General features: G+C 44.8%; 23 protein-coding genes. 16 read left to right on the top strand and 7 right to left on the bottom strand.

The window, feature by feature from the left end:
* Positions 1-225 precede the first annotated feature (225 nt).
* The 16 genes from ACYU87_RS25570 to ACYU87_RS25495 all read left to right on the top strand — a co-directional run bounded on the left by ACYU87_RS25570 (position 226) and on the right by ACYU87_RS25495 (position 12672).
* The gene (locus tag ACYU87_RS25570; RefSeq protein WP_461136843.1) at positions 226-1188 is read left to right on the top strand and encodes an ArdC family protein; all 963 of its coding nucleotides are present in this window, start codon (positions 226-228) and stop codon (positions 1186-1188) included.
* Between the two features lie 277 nt (positions 1189-1465).
* Positions 1466-1984, top strand: coding sequence for an ATP-grasp domain-containing protein (locus ACYU87_RS25565; RefSeq protein ID WP_461136842.1), 519 nt, complete (start codon positions 1466-1468; stop codon positions 1982-1984).
* Between the two features lie 164 nt (positions 1985-2148).
* Complete coding sequence (locus ACYU87_RS25560) at positions 2149-2718, top strand: hypothetical protein (RefSeq protein ID WP_461136841.1); 570 nt, start codon at positions 2149-2151, stop codon at positions 2716-2718.
* A gap of 572 nt (positions 2719-3290) precedes the next feature.
* Positions 3291-3569 carry a hypothetical protein gene (locus tag ACYU87_RS25555; protein WP_461136840.1) on the top strand — a complete coding sequence of 93 codons (279 nt, stop codon included), beginning with the start codon at positions 3291-3293 and terminating at the stop codon, positions 3567-3569.
* A 49-nt stretch (positions 3570-3618) separates the two neighbouring features.
* Entirely contained in the window at positions 3619-4224 is a 606-nt protein-coding gene (locus ACYU87_RS25550; protein ID WP_461136839.1) for a PRTRC system protein E, read from the top strand.
* Between the two features lie 11 nt (positions 4225-4235).
* The gene (locus tag ACYU87_RS25545) at positions 4236-4454 is read left to right on the top strand and encodes a PRTRC system protein C (RefSeq protein WP_461136838.1); all 219 of its coding nucleotides are present in this window, start codon (positions 4236-4238) and stop codon (positions 4452-4454) included.
* A 144-nt stretch (positions 4455-4598) separates the two neighbouring features.
* Entirely contained in the window at positions 4599-5633 is a 1035-nt protein-coding gene (locus tag ACYU87_RS25540; RefSeq protein WP_461136837.1) for a hypothetical protein, read from the top strand.
* On the top strand, positions 5617-6330 hold the full coding sequence (locus tag ACYU87_RS25535; RefSeq protein ID WP_461136836.1) for a PRTRC system protein B: 714 nt from the start codon (positions 5617-5619) through the stop codon (positions 6328-6330). Before ACYU87_RS25540 ends, ACYU87_RS25535 begins: the two co-directional genes overlap by 17 nt.
* 1 nt (position 6331) lies before the next feature.
* The gene (locus ACYU87_RS25530; RefSeq protein ID WP_461136835.1) at positions 6332-7144 is read left to right on the top strand and encodes a PRTRC system ThiF family protein; all 813 of its coding nucleotides are present in this window, start codon (positions 6332-6334) and stop codon (positions 7142-7144) included.
* A 425-nt stretch (positions 7145-7569) separates the two neighbouring features.
* Entirely contained in the window at positions 7570-7995 is a 426-nt protein-coding gene (locus ACYU87_RS25525; RefSeq protein ID WP_461136834.1) for a hypothetical protein, read from the top strand.
* 210 nt (positions 7996-8205) lie between these two features.
* The gene (locus ACYU87_RS25520; RefSeq protein ID WP_461136833.1) at positions 8206-8598 is read left to right on the top strand and encodes a hypothetical protein; all 393 of its coding nucleotides are present in this window, start codon (positions 8206-8208) and stop codon (positions 8596-8598) included.
* 264 nt (positions 8599-8862) lie between these two features.
* Positions 8863-9411: a hypothetical protein gene (locus ACYU87_RS25515; protein ID WP_461136832.1), complete on the top strand. Its 549-nt coding sequence runs from the start codon at positions 8863-8865 to the stop codon at positions 9409-9411.
* Positions 9412-9499: 88 nt separating this feature from the next.
* Complete coding sequence (locus ACYU87_RS25510; protein ID WP_461136831.1) at positions 9500-10081, top strand: hypothetical protein; 582 nt, start codon at positions 9500-9502, stop codon at positions 10079-10081.
* A gap of 269 nt (positions 10082-10350) precedes the next feature.
* The gene (locus ACYU87_RS25505) at positions 10351-10698 is read left to right on the top strand and encodes a single-stranded DNA-binding protein (RefSeq protein ID WP_461136881.1); all 348 of its coding nucleotides are present in this window, start codon (positions 10351-10353) and stop codon (positions 10696-10698) included.
* Positions 10699-10786: 88 nt separating this feature from the next.
* Positions 10787-11200, top strand: coding sequence for a hypothetical protein (locus ACYU87_RS25500; RefSeq protein WP_461136830.1), 414 nt, complete (start codon positions 10787-10789; stop codon positions 11198-11200).
* Positions 11201-12084: 884 nt separating this feature from the next.
* Positions 12085-12672 carry a hypothetical protein gene (locus ACYU87_RS25495; protein WP_461136829.1) on the top strand — a complete coding sequence of 196 codons (588 nt, stop codon included), beginning with the start codon at positions 12085-12087 and terminating at the stop codon, positions 12670-12672.
* A 354-nt stretch (positions 12673-13026) separates the two neighbouring features.
* Here the strand turns inward: ACYU87_RS25495 and ACYU87_RS25490 are convergent, their stop codons facing one another.
* From ACYU87_RS25490 to traK, 7 genes are all read right to left on the bottom strand, one after another.
* A complete protein-coding gene (locus ACYU87_RS25490; protein ID WP_461136828.1) occupies positions 13027-13668 on the bottom strand; it encodes a hypothetical protein in 642 nt (213 codons plus the stop codon).
* A 64-nt stretch (positions 13669-13732) separates the two neighbouring features.
* Entirely contained in the window at positions 13733-14140 is a 408-nt protein-coding gene (locus ACYU87_RS25485; protein WP_461136827.1) for a TraQ conjugal transfer family protein, read from the bottom strand.
* A gap of 12 nt (positions 14141-14152) precedes the next feature.
* Positions 14153-14740 (bottom strand): conjugal transfer protein TraO, encoded by a 588-nt coding sequence (locus ACYU87_RS25480; protein ID WP_461136826.1) that lies wholly within the window; start codon positions 14738-14740, stop codon positions 14153-14155.
* A 2-nt stretch (positions 14741-14742) separates the two neighbouring features.
* On the bottom strand, positions 14743-15753 hold the full coding sequence (gene traN, locus ACYU87_RS25475) for a conjugative transposon protein TraN (RefSeq protein WP_461136825.1): 1011 nt from the start codon (positions 15751-15753) through the stop codon (positions 14743-14745).
* Between the two features lie 58 nt (positions 15754-15811).
* A complete protein-coding gene (traM, locus tag ACYU87_RS25470; RefSeq protein WP_461136824.1) occupies positions 15812-17227 on the bottom strand; it encodes a conjugative transposon protein TraM in 1416 nt (471 codons plus the stop codon).
* A gap of 6 nt (positions 17228-17233) precedes the next feature.
* Positions 17234-17533, bottom strand: a complete 300-nt coding sequence (locus ACYU87_RS25465; RefSeq protein ID WP_461136823.1) for a hypothetical protein — start codon at positions 17531-17533, stop codon at positions 17234-17236.
* Positions 17533-18189, bottom strand: coding sequence for a conjugative transposon protein TraK (gene traK / locus ACYU87_RS25460; protein ID WP_093831988.1), 657 nt, complete (start codon positions 18187-18189; stop codon positions 17533-17535). Before traK ends, ACYU87_RS25465 begins: the two co-directional genes overlap by 1 nt.

The raw sequence follows: 18189 nt of genomic DNA, 5'->3' as shown, positions 1-18189 counted from the left end.
ATTGCCAGCCATTCGAGTTGATGACCCGCACCGGCTGACTTATATGGATGCGTTTTGGCTACTACACTACACGATTACAACACTTATTTTATTCTGGGAAAAAGGGGAAAGGTGTTTAGTTAACTTCATGTATTTCAGTTAGTTAACTTTAAAAAGGGGGCCGTTTTGCGTATCTTTATATAGTTGATACGAGGGCGGCACCGACCTGTAATTTCGGGTAATACAATGAACAAGACGACCAAATTTCCCCAGCAACCGAAAACCGACATTTATCAGGTAATCACGAATCAGATTATTGCCGAACTTGAAAAAGGCAAACTACCATGGCGGAAGCGGTGGGGGGTACTGCCAAACGGGAAAGCCGAAGTAGCCCGTAACTACCTGACCAAACAACCGTATACTGGTATCAACAGCGTGCTTCTAGGTTGCCGCTCGGTGCAACGTCCTTACTTTCTAACCTTCAAGCAGGCAGCTCAACTAGGGGGTAGCATCCGCAAAGGGGCCAAAGGCATACCTATCGTTTATTGGAATGTAATCGAAAAAGAAAAGGAAACAACGAACCGGAAGGGGGAAACGAAGGCCAAAACTGTCGGTATACCGTTGTTAAAGCCTTATTATGTTTTCCACGTATCAGACGTTAAAGGCATCGCCATCGAGCTACCAACGTTGTTACCAGTTCAGGAACCAGCGAAGGAGCTCGTTATAGACCAGTGTGAAGCCGTTCTTGCCAGTTACAAAAACGGGCCAGTCCTTGTGCATAATAACCCCAAACGGGCCTGTTACAGTCCATTATATGATCGAGTGAACATGCCAACTCTACCAGCTTTCGACTGCCCCGAAGCCTATTATTGGACCTTATTTCACGAACTCGTTCATTCTACGGGTCACCGTGACCGGCTGAACCGCGATGAACTGGTTCATTTGGATCGATTCGGGGGAGAAAAATATGCAAAGGAGGAATTAACGGCTGAAATGGGTGCTTGTTTTCTGGCGCTCAGTAGTGGGATTGACATTACTGATAACCGATTGCTTACAAATGCTGTTTCGTATTTGCAAAGCTGGTTAGGGGCTTTGAAAAATGACAAGACGCTGATCGTACGTGCAGCTGGTCAGGCTCAGAAAGCGGTTAATTTTATAACAGGCCACTCTATTACCGAGACAGAACCATTAGCGGCATACGCAGCCTAAAACGATTCCAGAATAACAATGATACATAAAGTAGTTTCCAAGCTACTTTATGTATCAACTACACTTAACTCAACCCATGACCAGAACGGTTTATATTCAGGCGTTAGATCAATTTCCCATTGACAAGCCAAGCGTTGACGCACTACTAGGCTTCAAACAGATGGGCGTAGCAACAAAATTTTACGAAACTATTGACTAGGTACCTCTGCATCAGAGTATGCTGGTAGTCGGGTTTGCCGATGATGTAAGGTATTGGCTTACGGCAATGGGTATACCTATGCCTGGTTCAATAACCTTACCTAAGCAACTTCATTACTATGCAGGAAGAGCAATCCAGCAGACAACACTGGAGCAGGCGTTGATCCAGACGGAATACCCCTATTTTATAAAACCAACGCTGCATAAACTATTTGAAGCCCGTATAATTGAACAGCCTACCGATTTGATAGACATCATTAATACAGTCCCGTTAAGCACCGAAGCTTTGACATCCATACCGGTGACGTTTACGTCTGAATACCGGGGGTTTGTCATTGAAGGAAAATTGGTGGGTCTAAAGCACTATAAAGGCAATTTATGCCTTTTCCCGAGCTGCGAGATTATTAACCGGGCGATCCGCGATTTTACCGAACAACCATTGGCGTTCAGTATTGATTTTGGTCTGGATTCACTAGGTAGAACCTTACTCGTCGAGTGCAATGATTTCTGGAGCCTGGATAGTTTTGGGCTTGATCCCAAGCTGTACGCTGAAGGATTATTACTTCGGTGGAATGAAATCCTTAAGGGGGCCGCATAGCTCTTAAACAGGCACCAATCTGCCTGACTCGCAAACAACACTACACGTCACGTTAACGACAAAGGGGAAGATAGAATTTGTTAACCTATTAAATAACAGATAGTTATAGTAGGGGGGCGGATAAAAAAACGCTATCTTCAATTAGAATCTAACGCTAAAACGGGATGACAAATCAACTGAACAGTTCAGTGTCAGGCAAAGAAAATACTTGCTGCCAGGCAACTCAGTTTGCCCAGCAGGTTGCCGGCATGACGAATGAACAAATTACTGCTTATTTAAGGGGGAAGCCAGTGTACTACGTAGATAATACCGTACTGGACCACAGTGGAGAGTACTTTGACCCTGTGAAATTTTTCTTTACAGATGGGTCTATACTTTTCATTTTTGATTGGAATGAAGAAACGCCGGTTATGAGGGTTTACGAACAACTCCTGACCAATACGCAGTTAATCAGCGCATATAGTGATGAAACCGGTGATTTCGACCATTTCAGTGCTCAACTAATCGACTCTTTACATGCTTTAGCCATCAGTGATTTTCCCGGCCAGACGCTACAGGTTGAGGTAAACCTTACGGTCGAAGGCTTACTACTTCAATTGTCGACCGATACCTTTACGTACAATTATACACTTGTTGCCGGAGAAGATCGATTTAATCCCGGTCAGTTAATCGCAGAGGTCAGCGCTGCTTACCAGCTTAAGAAGCAGTCTAATTCACCACCAAACTTGGTCTGATTACGACTGAATTCTTATCTCAATATGAAACGTATATAGATATGCGTTAGTTGAGTTCAAAAGTACCTGAATCGTTCAGGCGAAGAGCCGCAGTCCGTGAACTTTATCCTATAATGACCCCTGTATCAAAGATACTTCGCAATACAGGCAACTATAATCCTGCTTACCGGGGTGAATTGCGTCAGATAGATGAGCATAGGGCTAATCGGGAAGAAATCATTCGTTTAGCCCTATGCAGTTATGGCCATCTAATTCAAATAATGACCACATTTAGATTAGACTATTTGGGTATGCTTATTTACCAGGCGTACGATCAGCAGAATCCCCGTAACTCGTTAGTAGCCAATATCTGTCTATTGAATGGTGATACTTATTGCCCGTTTCAGCGGCTAGCCAATGGTACATTACAGCAGCTATTAGTTGAAGGGAGTCAATAATAAGCCTCTTATCCATGTCTCCACGACACTAAACACTCCACGATTTCACTAGTAGGAATGCGTATAAACACGGGATGAAGGGGAAAAGGGTGGGCCAATCAGATTAATATAAGGGGCAAAAAGGTTGAGGGTTAAATGAATATTTCGTATATTTATAATGTAGATAATCAGGGAGTTAACTATATTTTTTACATGGCAGAGTTAAAAGAATTAAGCGGAGTTTTACACCCAAATACCCGCAAGAACAAGCCCAACAGCCCAGATTTTATAGGTCAGATTCTGATTAACGGACAAAAATATGAACTAGCTGGCTGGAACACGAAGAAAGTCAACCTAGAGGGTAAGTCATTTGTAAACATACGGGCCAACCGTATTATTTCTACGCATCCCGCCCGTGACCCGTTTCAGGAATAAACGTGTTCGTAATGGTAGCCATCGTCTTTTACTTTCAATTGGTAATCTTATGGATTTCTTTCAACGCCTTGCGGCTCTGAATCTTACAGGTGATTTAAAGCTAGTTATCACCAATACGCCAAACGGACAGCGCGTAACCTTACTTTTAGTCAATGACCTATGCGGGGATAAAGCCCGTAAACAGATTGCTCCACTTAATATAACAGGCACCCCTACTGAACTGGATGCTGGATTCTTCAACATTATTGAAAAGCCGATGCAACAGGCATCGGGATTAATAGTCAATCTGGAAGCCTTTCAAAAGAGTCTGGAAAAAACGCAACAGCAATCGGCAAAGGAAAAGCTCGAAGAATCAACTAAGAAAAAAGCAAAAGAGGAGTTGAAAAAAGCCTACGACGCGGCCATGAAGAAAGTAGAGGAACTGGAAAAAGAAAAAAGATACCGGGAAGCCTACGCCAAAACGCCTGACCCTGAACAGCACCCCGATCAGGCCGAATCCATTCGTAAAAAACGTGCCGAATTACTGGCAAATTTCTCACAGCCAGGATTGTTCGATGTAATACCTGTCCAGTCAGCCAGTCAGCCCTCTACTGAGGAGAATACGTCAGGCGTAGAAACGTCAACAAACGCAACAAATGAATCTGTGACCGCTTAAATTATTTGCTTATGTTACTTGCAACCCAACTCAAACGTGTCTTTCTGATGGAAGAAAAAGGGCAGACCGTTGAATTATCTGACCCCGACCCCACGCTTAGTCCACAGGCAGTTTTAAACCATTATTCCAACCTATACGCAATTCTGACAACCGCTAAAATCAGTCCCGCTGACATCAGGGATGATACGGTTCAGTACAGATTTGAATCAGTCATGGGAACTAAAGGTTAGAAAAATGATGGGTAAATCCGCTCGAAAGATACCGTCCATTAAACTCAATGAACCAAAATGGTTGCTCGCCCGAAATCTAATCGACTACATGAACACGCTCGATCAGATGCCCGACGCAAGACAGGCCATAACGGGGCAACAACGGTGTGCACCCCTCAGCCTACTGCCGATGGTTTTTTAAATCATTGCTTTGCCCCCGTTTGTCCTCTAACCGAAGAGCTTTTCGACCAGCAGGGAATAGAAACCGATTTTTTTAAATCGGTTTCTCACCTGTCTGACCTCTACAATCTGGGCCTTGACGTGCATCAGTTGGAATGGGGGCATGATTACCCATTTAATATTCAGCACAGTTATCAACTCGTAGTCGAGAAGCTGAAAGCCATTCGGGAGGACGTAGACGTGTTGATACTATCCAACGAGACAACCAAAGGGACTTTAGCGACCGTCCAGCAGTACGATACCGATTACTATTCGTATTTCGTTCCGGTTAAACCCCTTTGGCAGCTTCAAAAATCGGGTAATAATAAACCATTGACGCACCTGCTTGAATCTATTTACGCGTACCTGATGCACATTAGCGGATTGCCATTTCTATCGGACCAGAGTTCTTATGTGTTTTATCAATGCGACATGATGCTGGAAAGTCGTGCTGAGTGGACTGGCCGGGAGGAGCGTAAAGAATACACTGCCTTTAAAAAGATAGTGAAGCAGTCTCGTCGGGGGAGCCGGATAATTCGCAACCGAATTAACCAGACTACCCACTTGAAAAACTTCCACAGGCGTTTTTCTGGGTTCCAGCCTGAGTCAGAAGCCGAAGCTGAATTAAAAGCCGTTGCCAGTACATTTCTCAATTTGTACACCCGGTTTCCAAACCGTTCCATCTGGGATAGTTACCACATTGGTCTGATGACTCCTGACGAGGAATACCGGATTCATCCCGATCAGTTTATTTCGTTCATCTGGGATTTTGACGATGGGATTTACGATGATCTTGTGCAGTCGCTAGATGCTGATTTTAATGGGGGGGGCTATGTTGAATTACCCCAAACAGTACAGATGTTCGACCAGCCACAACGCGTTCAGACGCTAAATCTGGAATTCGAAGAAACCTTCTTTACGACAGTGGGTAATTTGATTTCAGTTCAACATAAACTAATCTCGGATGCAAAATATAACTGAACAGTTTGAACAGGGCTATTATCCCGTTAAAGCCTTATTGCTGTACCGCTCGGAGTTGGAAACACGTTCGTTTTATTTGGAAGCTTTCGACATCGAGAAGAAAACGGGAAAGCCCATAAATGCCCATCCGTTGGCCGAGAACGAGCTTACTATGTTGTCGAAAGCACTACTCACTAAAGAGAAAAAGCAACAGGCTTATCTGATGCCCAAAGGATTATTACCGGCCAATGTACTTAGCTTGAATACGCAGTCCGGTGTTGTATTATGGTACACACCCGCGCAGGAGCAATCTTTGTTTTTTAAAGACTCCCTGACCATTCCATGCGGCAAAGCCCAGGTACCGGCCCTGGTCTGGAAAGCCTCAAAGTGCGGACTACAGCTTTTTGCCTTATCAGACGACCGAAAACCTGACATAAAAACCCCGCTTTATTACGCTCCTTTTTTTAATACCGCTAAATCAGGAAATGTATGTATGGGTACTGTACAGGTAGGAATAACCGAATCAAGTTCGTTGGAGGAATTTATAGGGGCTTGGGAAACGGCTTTTTTTAACAGTTATTTTTCTTACTTGAATGACCAGCATCAACCCGTAAAAGGCAATATTATCCAGCTTTGGCAGTCACTGATGGATTCAGGAAAACCGTTTCCAATAGGGTTGTTGATCACAAGTTCATTAACCGTCCAGCAGCTATTGTAGTATGGAAACTGAAAAACCACTAATGCATTTTACCGCCGGATATTTAATTAATCCGACCAATCCGGTAACCGTAAATCTGCTGGGCGCGGGCGGGACAGGTTCCCAAATGCTGATGGCACTCGCTAAGATGAATTATGCCCTCAAGCAGTTAGAGCATCCCGGTTTTCAGGTAAATCTTTGGGACGGTGATACGGTGAGTAAAGCAAATTTAGGTCGTCAGCTATTTGCGGAGGTAGAACTAGGTTTTAACAAAGCGGTAGCCTTAGTAAATCGTACTAACCGATTTTTCGGAACGAACTGGAAAGCCGTACCGGAACCCTACTGCATCAACAGTCTGCGAAAAGAATATAATGCACTGGCATCAGCTAACGTATTTATCAGTTGCGTAGACACGGTATCATCGAGAATGGAGTTAGCCAATATTTTACGTCAAATTATTGAAAAACGGGAACACCATCAGGATAGACCCTACTACTGGATGGATTTTGGCAACGGCAGACATACCGGACAGGTAATTCTCTCAACAGTGGGTAAATTGCCACAACCTACCTCAAAAAAGTATCGTACCGTTGAACAGCTACCCTTTGTAACGGATGAGTTTAAAACCTTGCTGGAACAGGCAGATACCTCGGATGATACGCCATCCTGTTCGCTGGCGCAAGCCTTATCCAAACAGGAGTTATTCATTAATCCGACATTAGCCAATATTGGTAGTTCCCTGCTGTGGTCGCTGTTACGAAATGGCATGACTGAACACAGGGGGGTGTTTCTGAACCTGCACGAGTTTCGCACCCAGCCGCTAAAACTGAACTAACGTTTAACGAGCTTTTGGACTGGCTGTTTAGCCAGTCGCTAACTACCTCACAACACTGAACTGGACTACACTAATTCTACCTGGGAATAAGGGGAAAGATTCTTTTGTAATTCCTTGTAAATTAGCGGGTTGCCTTGTTTTCTGGTTTCAGAATGCCGATCTTTAAGTTAGTAAAGGAAGGCCAAAAGGCTGAGTGACAACCCCAGAATATTTCCCCATGAAACCCGCTGATGCCTACCGGAGACTGATCGAATCTGGACCTTTCGATGATCCTCTGGTGTCCTGATGCGCCACGCGCTGGCACTGGGTCGCGCGGAAGGGAAAGCAGGTACTTTGCTGCACACCCTGGCGCTCGGTTGGTAAAGACTACCCTGAATTCATAAAGCCGGTTGTTTAAACCTCGTTCTTACCAACCTCAAAATTCTATGACGATGGATGCGCTCGATCCTTTCACGGAAACTATAATTCAGCGCCTGGCTGAAACACTGGTAGCTGCTAGGGAGGCCAGTCAAACACAGCCCTTAACCGATATGTGTTCGGAAGTCTGGTTTATGTATGACCTAATTGGCAATATAGGGTTTAGCATGATGGGTGCCCATCATGTTCAGTTTGATAATGACCAGTTCAACCTCACCTGGGAAATGGGATCGGGTGCTTTAATGTATACCGTTGAGTTCAGCTATGATCCAGGCAAGGACTTATTTAATCTGCGGTTCAGACGGTACGTTATGGGACAGTCAATTATTTTCGAGAAAGAAACCGAATTTCTTGGTATCTACGATGACATGGTTATCCCGCTGATTGAAAAACAGACCGGGTCACGCCAGACCGGGTTTTATCTACGTCTGTAAGAAGAAATTTTTGTTTGTATGGGTAGTATTCAACGCCTGTACTACAGGCGTTGAATCTGAGTAAAAGAAACATTGATGTAAGGATATGTCATCAGATTACTGGCTAATAACTTTAGCCAAGTCCTGGATAACTATAGTTTTATATTTTCAAATATTAAAATTTAAATAGTTGTATTTGAAAATATAAAACTAACTTTAATTCATATTTCCATGGAAACAAACCCCGTCGCTACGCTACAGGAGGTAGAAATCTTAAAACAAAAATGGCTTACTCATCCGACGTTTGACTTGAGTGAGCTCTCCAGCCAGGAAGTAGGGCAAAAATTTGCCCCGTTTCGGGAGGAGTTGCGGACATTTCAGGAAAAGATGGAAGTAGCTTGGGCCCAGGCGGCGGCCGTTAACGTGCATAGTCTAAAGGACGGCCGGACAAAGGAGTCCTCAAGTCAACTGCTGAACACTACCAACCAGCAGGTGCTAGCCGAAAAAGCCCTTCAGCGGTATCTACACATCGTTCTTTCACCGGTGCCAGAAGAAGTTCGTGATGATCTTGGCGAGTTAATCAAAATCTTCGTTGAAACGTCTGTACGGTTTTACTCTAGTTGAACACGAGAAAACTGCCGTTCCGCATGTGCCTTACCCGCTTAGTAGTGAATGTGAATCAATGTAAAGCTTCAGCCCGCTATGAATGGAAGCTGGATAGCCGGAGCGCTCCCCATGTATTCATTGTGAACCCTAAGCTCATTTAATTTTCACCCAAATCGACCAAAATTTATGAATCTTCAACCTCATTCAATTAGCCCGGTTACTCAACAAAAAACGAGTAGGTCAGATCAACTAAAACCCGTAACGGCCAAACCAAAATTTATCGTGTCTCTAAGTAATCGGGGTAATCCGGATCTGGGCCAGTCACCGACTAAACCGCTGCCGTCGAGCCGGTGTTACAAAAAAGCTTGTCGTTCCGTACTGGAGGCCCGCCGGGTCTGTCTGGAATATATCAGTAAGCATCAATTAGGAGGTGGCCACTGGTGCGGAGGCCAGGTAACGAACGCGCTGGGACGACCTGTTGCCCACATCTCTTACAATGGACGGTTGTGGCAGCCCCAGTCAAACGATACCTTCCCTAAAAAACCGTACTTTCCCCTGATTACGTATGACCGCAAGCACTGCCGTCTAGTAGTTTGTTATAGTCATATTTATAAGGAAATAACGATTCGGGCCAAGGAATTATCCGGTGAGTTTAGGTTCATGGATCCTTTTGACGACAACCGGGGGTTTGTGCTTGTCTTTACGCCGGCGACGGTGGAGAATCTGATTATTGTGCAAATATATCCCACGCAGTACCAGGGTCGTCAAGGTTGGATTGCCACTACATCTGAGCCACTTGAGGAGTGCCTGGTTGAATTCCAGGCAGCCTAACTAGTGTGCACGTGTCAAAAATTTTTGACACCACCCGTACTTACCCGAGAATTAGCTCATAGCTACTTTCCCCAATCAATCAGCGGTCATGACAGTTTTTGACCAAGCAACCGAAGCGTTATGCGCTTTTCTGCCCACCTTATTTAAGTTACAGGCAGTTGTTTTACCATCAACAGATGAGGTTTACTGGCGATCCCGGTGGCACGAATGGGTTAATCCGCATAGTGGTGATTCTAAAGAGGAGTACGAACAAAAACGCATCCTTCAGCTACGATGGAATGAAGTATGGTATTATTATCAGTACCTGTTTACCCAGTCCTATCAGATTCCCGATAGAGCAAAATTAAAGACTCATTTAATGGCCTGCCAACAAACGGCTGAATGGTTTCTGGAATATATTCAGCGACAGAATCAAGTGATTCAGGAACCGCAAAATGAGAAGTTATGGTACGTACGCTATTCGATGTGGAATGAAACGGTACAGTACGGTGGTTTGGCAACCCTCACCCTTTGGCCAGCCAGTTGGCCACATATTCAGGAAGGATTACGACAACGGTTTGGGGCTCCATTGCCGCCAGTAACCCCTGTTGCCAGATACGTTGATACAAGGCAGATGAGTTTGTTTGATGTGCAGACCCATAGGAACCTAAGGGGCCTAAACAAGGCTTAAAGTCTGCCATATTTTGTACAGGTTAATAATAAGCCGCCTTGATTAAAAGCAGGGTGGTTTTTTTTGACGTGTACTAAGTATAACCTGTGCTTTTTTACTACACTATTTTATTTCGAAATTTAAAAAATAGTTAAAGCATCTCTTTTCATTCGTTGGGATTAAGGGGGAAGAGAGCCAATATAACGTATGTGTTATTCGGTTAAGCCTTTGTTCATCAGTAAAATAACCTGTATCTTTAATCTAGTAAAGGAGTAATTATTAATCATTAAATAGCTAGGATTATTTATAATTTAAATCGCTATTCATTTACAGACTACATCGGTAATGCTAAATCCGTAGAGTCCGAAAATCCATTCACGTCTGTTTCAGTGGCAGTAGATGAGTCGTATACCAATCCTACAAATCAGGAAAAGGTAGAGCGTGTCAAGTGGGTAGAGGTGCAGCTAAAGGGCACGGAACAACTACCATATCTAACCAAAGGCCGCCATGTACTTGTCGAGGGCCGACCAGTGGCTGATGCTTACCTGGATGGTGAAGGGAAAGCAACGGCAAAACTCATTGTTAAAAGCGCAGCGGTTACGTATCTCGACAAGAAGCCGGAGCTTCAGGAAGTGTAGTTGTTGGAGACTGGTCGGGATGAACCCAACGGCTTATCCTGACTAAACCTGGAGTTTTACCAGTACAATACGTAATCAATCCATACGCATGAAAAGGCTCATCGAACGTAATCTGAAATTCAGTAACCGGTACGCAGTCACGTCAATTTCTATTACAGGTATTAATTTGAACTGGTACTGCTGCGATAACTGTAATCGACAGATAGCCAACAAAGCGACAGTTCAGACTACTACGGGAGATCAGTATGTGATTGGTCTGGATTGTTTAAAGACGCTGGCCCAGGCAGGTGTACTGGATAAGAGCGACTACCTGCAAAGCCAAGATGATATTGCCAATGCACAGCTGGTAGCCAGCCTGGTTGGTTTTGCCAATGATGGAGGGACTGTTGAAAAAGACCTCATGTACGTAACCGTTACTAAAGGTCACAAAACCAAACAATGTTTTTCCCATCTGGTGCGTCAGTATGCACCCGTGTTTTTTGAGCGAATCACCCAGAATTAACGCTTGTCTTAATTGGTTTACATTATACTTAATCAGACCTGTTTACGGTTAAAGCGTTAAATGCTTAATTGTCACAGCAAATTGGGTTAATCGCTTTCCGAAACTAACTTCGTTGGAGAATGACCACGAAAGGAGCTTTTTCGTTTGAGAAAGAATGATCTATTTTCCTATATTTGAATATTATTTTAAGTTTGCGAAACCAATGCAGATTCGCTTGTGTTCATTGAATAAGCAAGTAAGACCCTTTTAATATGTTAACCGATCGCTCTGTATCGCAAGCGGCTAAGGTGAGCTGCAACGATTTTGTTTTTCCCGTAAACGCCCAGTTGGGTGACTATTCGTTCGGTTCTCAAGCTACTGTAGGCAGGAATCCTACTGGATGTCCTAATTAAGACAAATAGCTTTAATAGAAATAACGAACTCACCCAGCCCCAACCGGCTGGTTTTTTTATGCCCTTTTCTGAAGCTCTATTAGCGCCTCAGGGGGAAGGAATTCAAAAAAAGGAGTAGGAGTGAGGGGAAGCAAATGGAGGGCTTAAATGCGTTGCATGAGCGTTAAAGCTTGACAGTTGATGTAAGCTTGTGTATCTTTCGATTAAGTTCAATAGTATTTTATCTCGTACCGTTATGTTTATCTTTGGATTATTTGCCGTCGGTGGATTTTTAGCTGTAACAGGCTTTATCAGCTTGGTTGTAAATGCTATCAAACCGGATGTACCTCGTAAGTCGCGTCGTTAGTCAGGGTTAACGCCTTATATTTGGCTGGCGCTCGCTGCTCAGGCATTTGTGTATACGAACGTGACTGGAAGGTGTTGACAGCTAATTCCCATTTATTGACCCAGGCCCTCGTGCTCGGGTCAATTTGTTTTACCCATACGGTTTCAATGAATCGATTGTCTACGAATTATTACCTGGAGGTTGCTCAGACATTTCTTCAACTAGAGGAAGATCTAAGGTCGCTGCTGGTTAACTCATCCTACTACGAATTTGAAGCCTACAAATGGGCATCGATGGCCGCTTACCAGAATAAACGAAATGGACATACACGGTTTACGATGGAAGAAGTAGCTGCCATTGTGAAAGCAACTCCAGCGCTGGAAGATCGCTTACCAGTTGTTATTAATTATGATAAACTTCGGCGCCGGCTAGCCGATGATATACTGGCAACTCAAATTCAACTCAAGCTTCTGTTCGATAAAACTCCCAAACAGCCAGCAATTGTTACAACCTGGAAGGGTCCCGCCGTAATCTCTTATAATCAATTTATTCTCCGGGTACTTGATTATGCCCTTTGGACTCCCAGTGAAATAAGCGCCGTTGTCACTCGGTTAGAAGAATATGGCCAGGCCCTGATCAGACTGGCCAACCCCGCCGACCACTTTATTGCTGAACCTGATCCCTCGGTTCAGGAAAGTAATCGCGCCCGGTATGGAAAGGGAAAAAACAAAAAAAAGTCAAAGGACGCACGCTGACTTTATAATTCATTTCGCGCTGATTCGAACCTACAAGCGCAGATAATGGATCCAGGTTTAAAAATGGTCAACCTCCATTTGTAAAATATCTGCCGTTGGAAAACCAAAAGATTCAATAAGTACGTTTTCTGCGACTGTTTTTCCAACCTAGTTCGAGAGCAGTATTTCTAAAATTTCCTGCAGCTGCTTGAGCGCTGGCCTTAAAAAGGTTTGTGCTATACCCGATGTATAAAAATGGGTGGTTGTAAGCAAACCAGTGTACCAGTTTTCAGCATCATATCTGGCAGTAAACAATTGTTGGTACAGGAGTAAAGCCTGGTTTGTCATTCGCGCAAATTTATCGTTACTTCCTTCTCATACCTGATGATTGATTTCCCATAATTCTTCATCTAATTGCCTATCTTCCCGAATCAGGGCCGTGAGGGGAAGCGCAGCTAACAAGGCAAATCGCTCTGGTTGTAAGGTGATGGCCTTTGGGCAGGTAAGAATACACCTACTATAATATGTAAGTCCGCCTTGGGAAACGAAGGTCAACGCGTTGGGTTGTGAATCGTTGATTAAGGCACGATAAAGACTTTGAAAACGCTGATACTTAAGCTGAATCAATTCATCATTAATAAGCACTTTGATGCGGGAAGATTTACTTAAAAATTCGCCTGACTCGTTAATGTGCTTCATCGGGAGGCCGTACAATTGACTCAGTCGTGCTTCGCAAGAAGCTAACCCTTCAAGGCGACTTTGCTCTTTATAATAGGTCGATGGATTGAACAAAAATGTCCATGGGGAAAGAGGCTTGTTGGCTTTAGTTAATACCTGATTTGTTAAATCAATTTCGTCTTGCACGCTTTGTGCATCATACCCGAAGCCTCTGGCTTTAATCAATAGGTCATTCAGGAACAACTGCTCAATTTCCGTATTCAAACGGTCGAGATCACGCTGCAGATCAAAAGCGTAAAACAGTAACTCATCAAATCGATACAGGCGATTTTCGGGCATGGCGCTATGGGTTGTATATGAAAAGAAAGACAATCAACCAGATCAAACTTATACGATCAGATGGTTACTGGGCGTTGGTCGTCACGGTTAAATTGAGCGTTTGGCTCACATTATTCTGATCCGTAATGATCAACTCAAAGTTGTTGGAGCCGGCCACCGACGAGGTAAAGCGTAAGGTGGGTGTTAGCGTTTTTAGCGCGGTTGCTTTATTTTCGACGACATTGGTATAATCAATATACAGCGTACCGGGCGTATCCGTTTGATTACGCCAACGTAGCGAATACTGGCTTAAGCTCGTCAGTCGCTCGGGCGTAATGGTGATGCCAAACGTCGCGGGTGCACCAACTTTAACGGCCGTCGGCAACGGTTCATTAGTGATGGTAAAGGGAAACTGAGTCTGAATAGTAAGAGAATCCGTATTACAGCTCAGCATGAGTAGACTTACTAGCAGGGACAATAAGAGTGGTCGCATTGGCGTAAGGGCTTAATGTTTGAAAAAACTGAATCGTACTCCGATCGTACCATACGTACGAAAGCTGCCAACTTCTGAATAAGGTAACCACCGCTCCGAAACGGCTAGAAACAACGCGGTTCGTTCCAGAAAGTATAGTTCTCCCTCCAGACCCGTCTGCAGCCCCATCGTGCCCGTCGACCGATTCAGGATTGTACCTTGGGCCAATTCCAGGTTATTACGATTGACCGTTTCAACGCCTACATTAGCCCCAATCAAAGGCATGATGTAGTAGTTTCGGCGCAGGTCATGAAACGTTACGGGAGCCCAGTCGAAGGAAAGCAGATGCCGCTCTGTCATCAGCCGGTCATCAAAAAACTGGTAAAATTTCCGGTCATACTGATAGGCAACCTTCCAGTACGTTTCGGTTTTGGTGTAGCGAACCAGGTCCATACCGCCAGCATAACCCTGGCCATCGCCGTTGAGGGGTTTAGCCGGAAATTTATCAACGATGCCTACGTAAGGCGTGAGGGCCAGCTGTCCTTTGATATGACGCTGAGGAAAGGCCTGGTGAAAGGAAATCACCAGCAGGAAACTGAATAGAATGAGTCGCAGGTTCATAATTATAGCTTATCAGCGTTCATGATGTCTTCGTTATTGATGACAAACGAGAGGGTACGTCCCCCGTTTATCTCCCCGGCCATGACCAAAATCCGTTTCTCGTCGGGAATAGTAAATTTTTGAAAAGCAAATACGCGCTCGACGGCCATATGCCCCTTAATTGTCTTGATTGCGTCGTTGTAGACATAAAAAGGCAAAACTTCTACTTCCTGAAGCGATGAGCGTTTAGCAACCGTCTTGTCGACGACAAAAAATCGGATGTAGTCTACGTCATAATTGATGTTAGACTTATTTTGAATGTTTATTTTATAATAAATGACATTATCCTTGACGTACACACCCCTCAGGGTTGCTTCCATGCGGTTGGCCTCCATGCCCAGATGCCGGATGTCACGGCTCTTTTTAAGAATCGTCGTGCAGTTATAGACCACCTCAGACTGCGTAGCGTTGACGCCCGAAAATTGAATGATACCGCCTTTGGGATCCGATCCGTTGATCGATACGTTACTGGCCGATTTACTGATGGTTTCACCCGTCAGCGTGTTAGCAGCCAGGTTTAGCGCCAGCACCGTGGGTTGCTCGTTGTAGTTGGCCACGAATGACCAGAATTTTCCATCCGTCGTGATAACTGAGAAGTTGGTTTCATTAAAACCGTTGCGGGTAGCCTTGACCTTCAGAACATTCTCAACCTCACTTGCTTTGTCAGCGATAATATCCCGACTGCCTAAATCGACAGAACGAATCGTGGTAGGGAAAATGACCGATACCGTCTTGTTGAAGGGCAGCTCCACGTAATACGAGCGTACAACATTATTTTCCTGAATGGGTATCGCTGGGGCAGACGGAGTAATGATGGTCGAAATAGGGGAGGGTACTGACGGCATTTCCCCGACTGCCTTGGCTGGCACTGATTGGCTCGTATCAGCTACCGTTTTATGGAAAACTGTTTGGGCAAACACCGGCGCGGTGTTCAAACCTGCGAAAAGGAGTACATTAATGATGGAAATCTTCATAGTCCGAAATAGATTTTAGTTTTTTTATTGAAATTTTATTTTGAGTAGATCAAAAAAATTACTGGTTAGATGAATAATCATACCGACCGCCGGGCGTATTGATAGACGCTGGATAGCCATTTGGCGGGCGATTCACCGGATAATTTTGGGGAGCCTGCTGATAATTTGAATTGGTAGTAGTCGGAGTTTCCGTCTGACGCAGATAAATAATGTGGTTGTTTTTCAGATGAGCCCGCTGAAGCGTTGTTTTTTTGGTTGCAATGGCTCGAACGCCCTGAATGCCGGCCTGCGCTGCGGATGCACCGGCCATTGCCGCTACATTACCAGTTGTTGCGCCATAGGTGTTCATGTTGATGTTGCCTACACTCTGACCCAGGGCTTGACGGGCTTCGGGCAACCCTTGAATTTCGGGTACATACACGCCGGCGATCCCGTCGATGTCAAGGGCCGTCATGTTAACGGGAAAGATATGATCTTCATAAACCACATCCGTAATTTTTATCTGAACTCGCTGCGTAGAGAAACTGCCTATTCCAAACAGAAGTGTATTTTCGGGAATAACAACTCCCCGTACTTTGATGGACTGTAGCAGCCGTAATTTGATTCGGCTACCGCTCATTATATCCTGATTTCCGTACACCATTGCCCGAATGGTGCCGACTTCAGCTTCCAGTAGTCGGCGTTCGTTTTTTTTCTGATCTTCAGAATATAGTCCATAAAAGGTATTGCCCCCCTCTGAGCGGCCGTTCAGTGAACTGATTACTTCAGACTGATCAACTTTGTAAACGGTTCTTTTTTCTTCCTCCGCAGTTTTTTGATTCGCTTTATCCCGGTTGTATTGCTCCAGTAAGCCCGTTAACCGCTCCTGCTTGCGAAGCGCCTCTTTGTATTCCGCCTTTTTACGCTCCTCCTCACCAGCTGACACCGTACTCCGACGTTCGGATGGTTCGTCAGCGAGCATCACATCCTTTTCCGAAAGAGGAGGTCTATTAACAGACGACCGAGATCCACCTGGTCGGAGTGACTGTGGCAATGACGGATTCCCCCGACCATAGCCGGCCGATACTTCGTTGGGACTAGTCGCGGGGTTGTACGTGGAATCAATACGCCGTAGGGCTTTTGGATCATGAACAGGTCGATATTTCTGCCCATACATATACCCATCTAATTCACCTGGTACGGTTGGGTTCATGGCCTTACCCGCAGCAGCAATGGCGGTTTCCGAGCTTGGATTGCGGTCCAACGCTTGCTGCTGTAGATCCAGCCGATTATTAGCATGGGAGGTATCGGTTCGAGCCAGAGGAACGGTACTATTTATAGCTGAAACGGGCTGGTTAGTAACGGCCGACGAGGTATCATCTTTCAGTACGTACCACAGAAACAGACTGGTAACAATCAAAAGCACCGGAAGGCTCATCAAGAATTTCTTGTCCTGGAACAAATCCTTGATTGATTTTTTTTCTTGCGTATCCATAGGGACTTAACGGGTAGGCGTTAATTTGTGAGTATGTAATTCGTTCATATAAAGCTGGTGGTGCGCTGTAGAGTCCCCTAGCCTGGCTGGGGAGTACTCTTTAGCTGACGCTGGAGAAGGCTTTAACTGTTGACTTAAATTCGCCAACAAGACCACAAACAAACTGCCAAAGAGCAGCAAGACCTCTCGTTTGCGCTGGGTCAGCGGTCGTTTTTCCCACACTCTTATCCAGCGCGTGAATTGAATCAGGCTGTAGCGCCGAATGAGAGCCACTTGATGAACCGGATTGCGCAGGTGTAATTTCATTAGTAAGTGCTCTGGTTATTTCGGTTAACCGTTTCGATGTCCGTGTTATCAACCGGCAGAAACCGTTCGATCTGAAATCCGTGGGGATTGTTATCGGTCCGCGCAACATCAATCAGGTAGCCTTCAACGACCAGATTTCGAACGGTTATTGTCGTTTCCCGAATTAGAATTTCCCGGCCTTTAGCCCGAAACTTATATGGGCTCTGCGTGAAGTCTACTATAATGTTGTTCTTGTCAATTTCGACTTTCTGATGCACATTACCCTGAATCAGGTTTTGGTAATAGCCCTTCTCGGACAAGTCTTTATACAGCCGCCCGACGGATTCGTCCCCCAAGTAAGAAGCCTCTTTAATGCTATTTTTGATTTGGTTTTCGTCGGGCTCCAGTTCAAAGAAAGCTTTCATAAACACGCGGATGTGATCACGAGCTTCAGCGGGACGGTTCATATTGTGTTCCTGAGCCATGGCCAGCATAATGCTTTTGCCCCCGTCCATCACGTAAACCTTTTGCCGGGATTTCTCAACGGCATCAAACGCCCAGAAACTGATAGCTGAGGAAAATCCCAGACAACCGATAATAACCACAAGCATAAATAAACGCATCAGGCTAAAGCTGGTGTCTATATCCTTAAGGGACTTAAAGTTTGGTGCTTCCAT

This window comes from Spirosoma lituiforme, assembly GCF_054776635.1.
The sequence above is the reverse complement of the archived record's forward strand: the minus strand, read 5'-3'. Positions and strand labels throughout refer to the sequence as shown.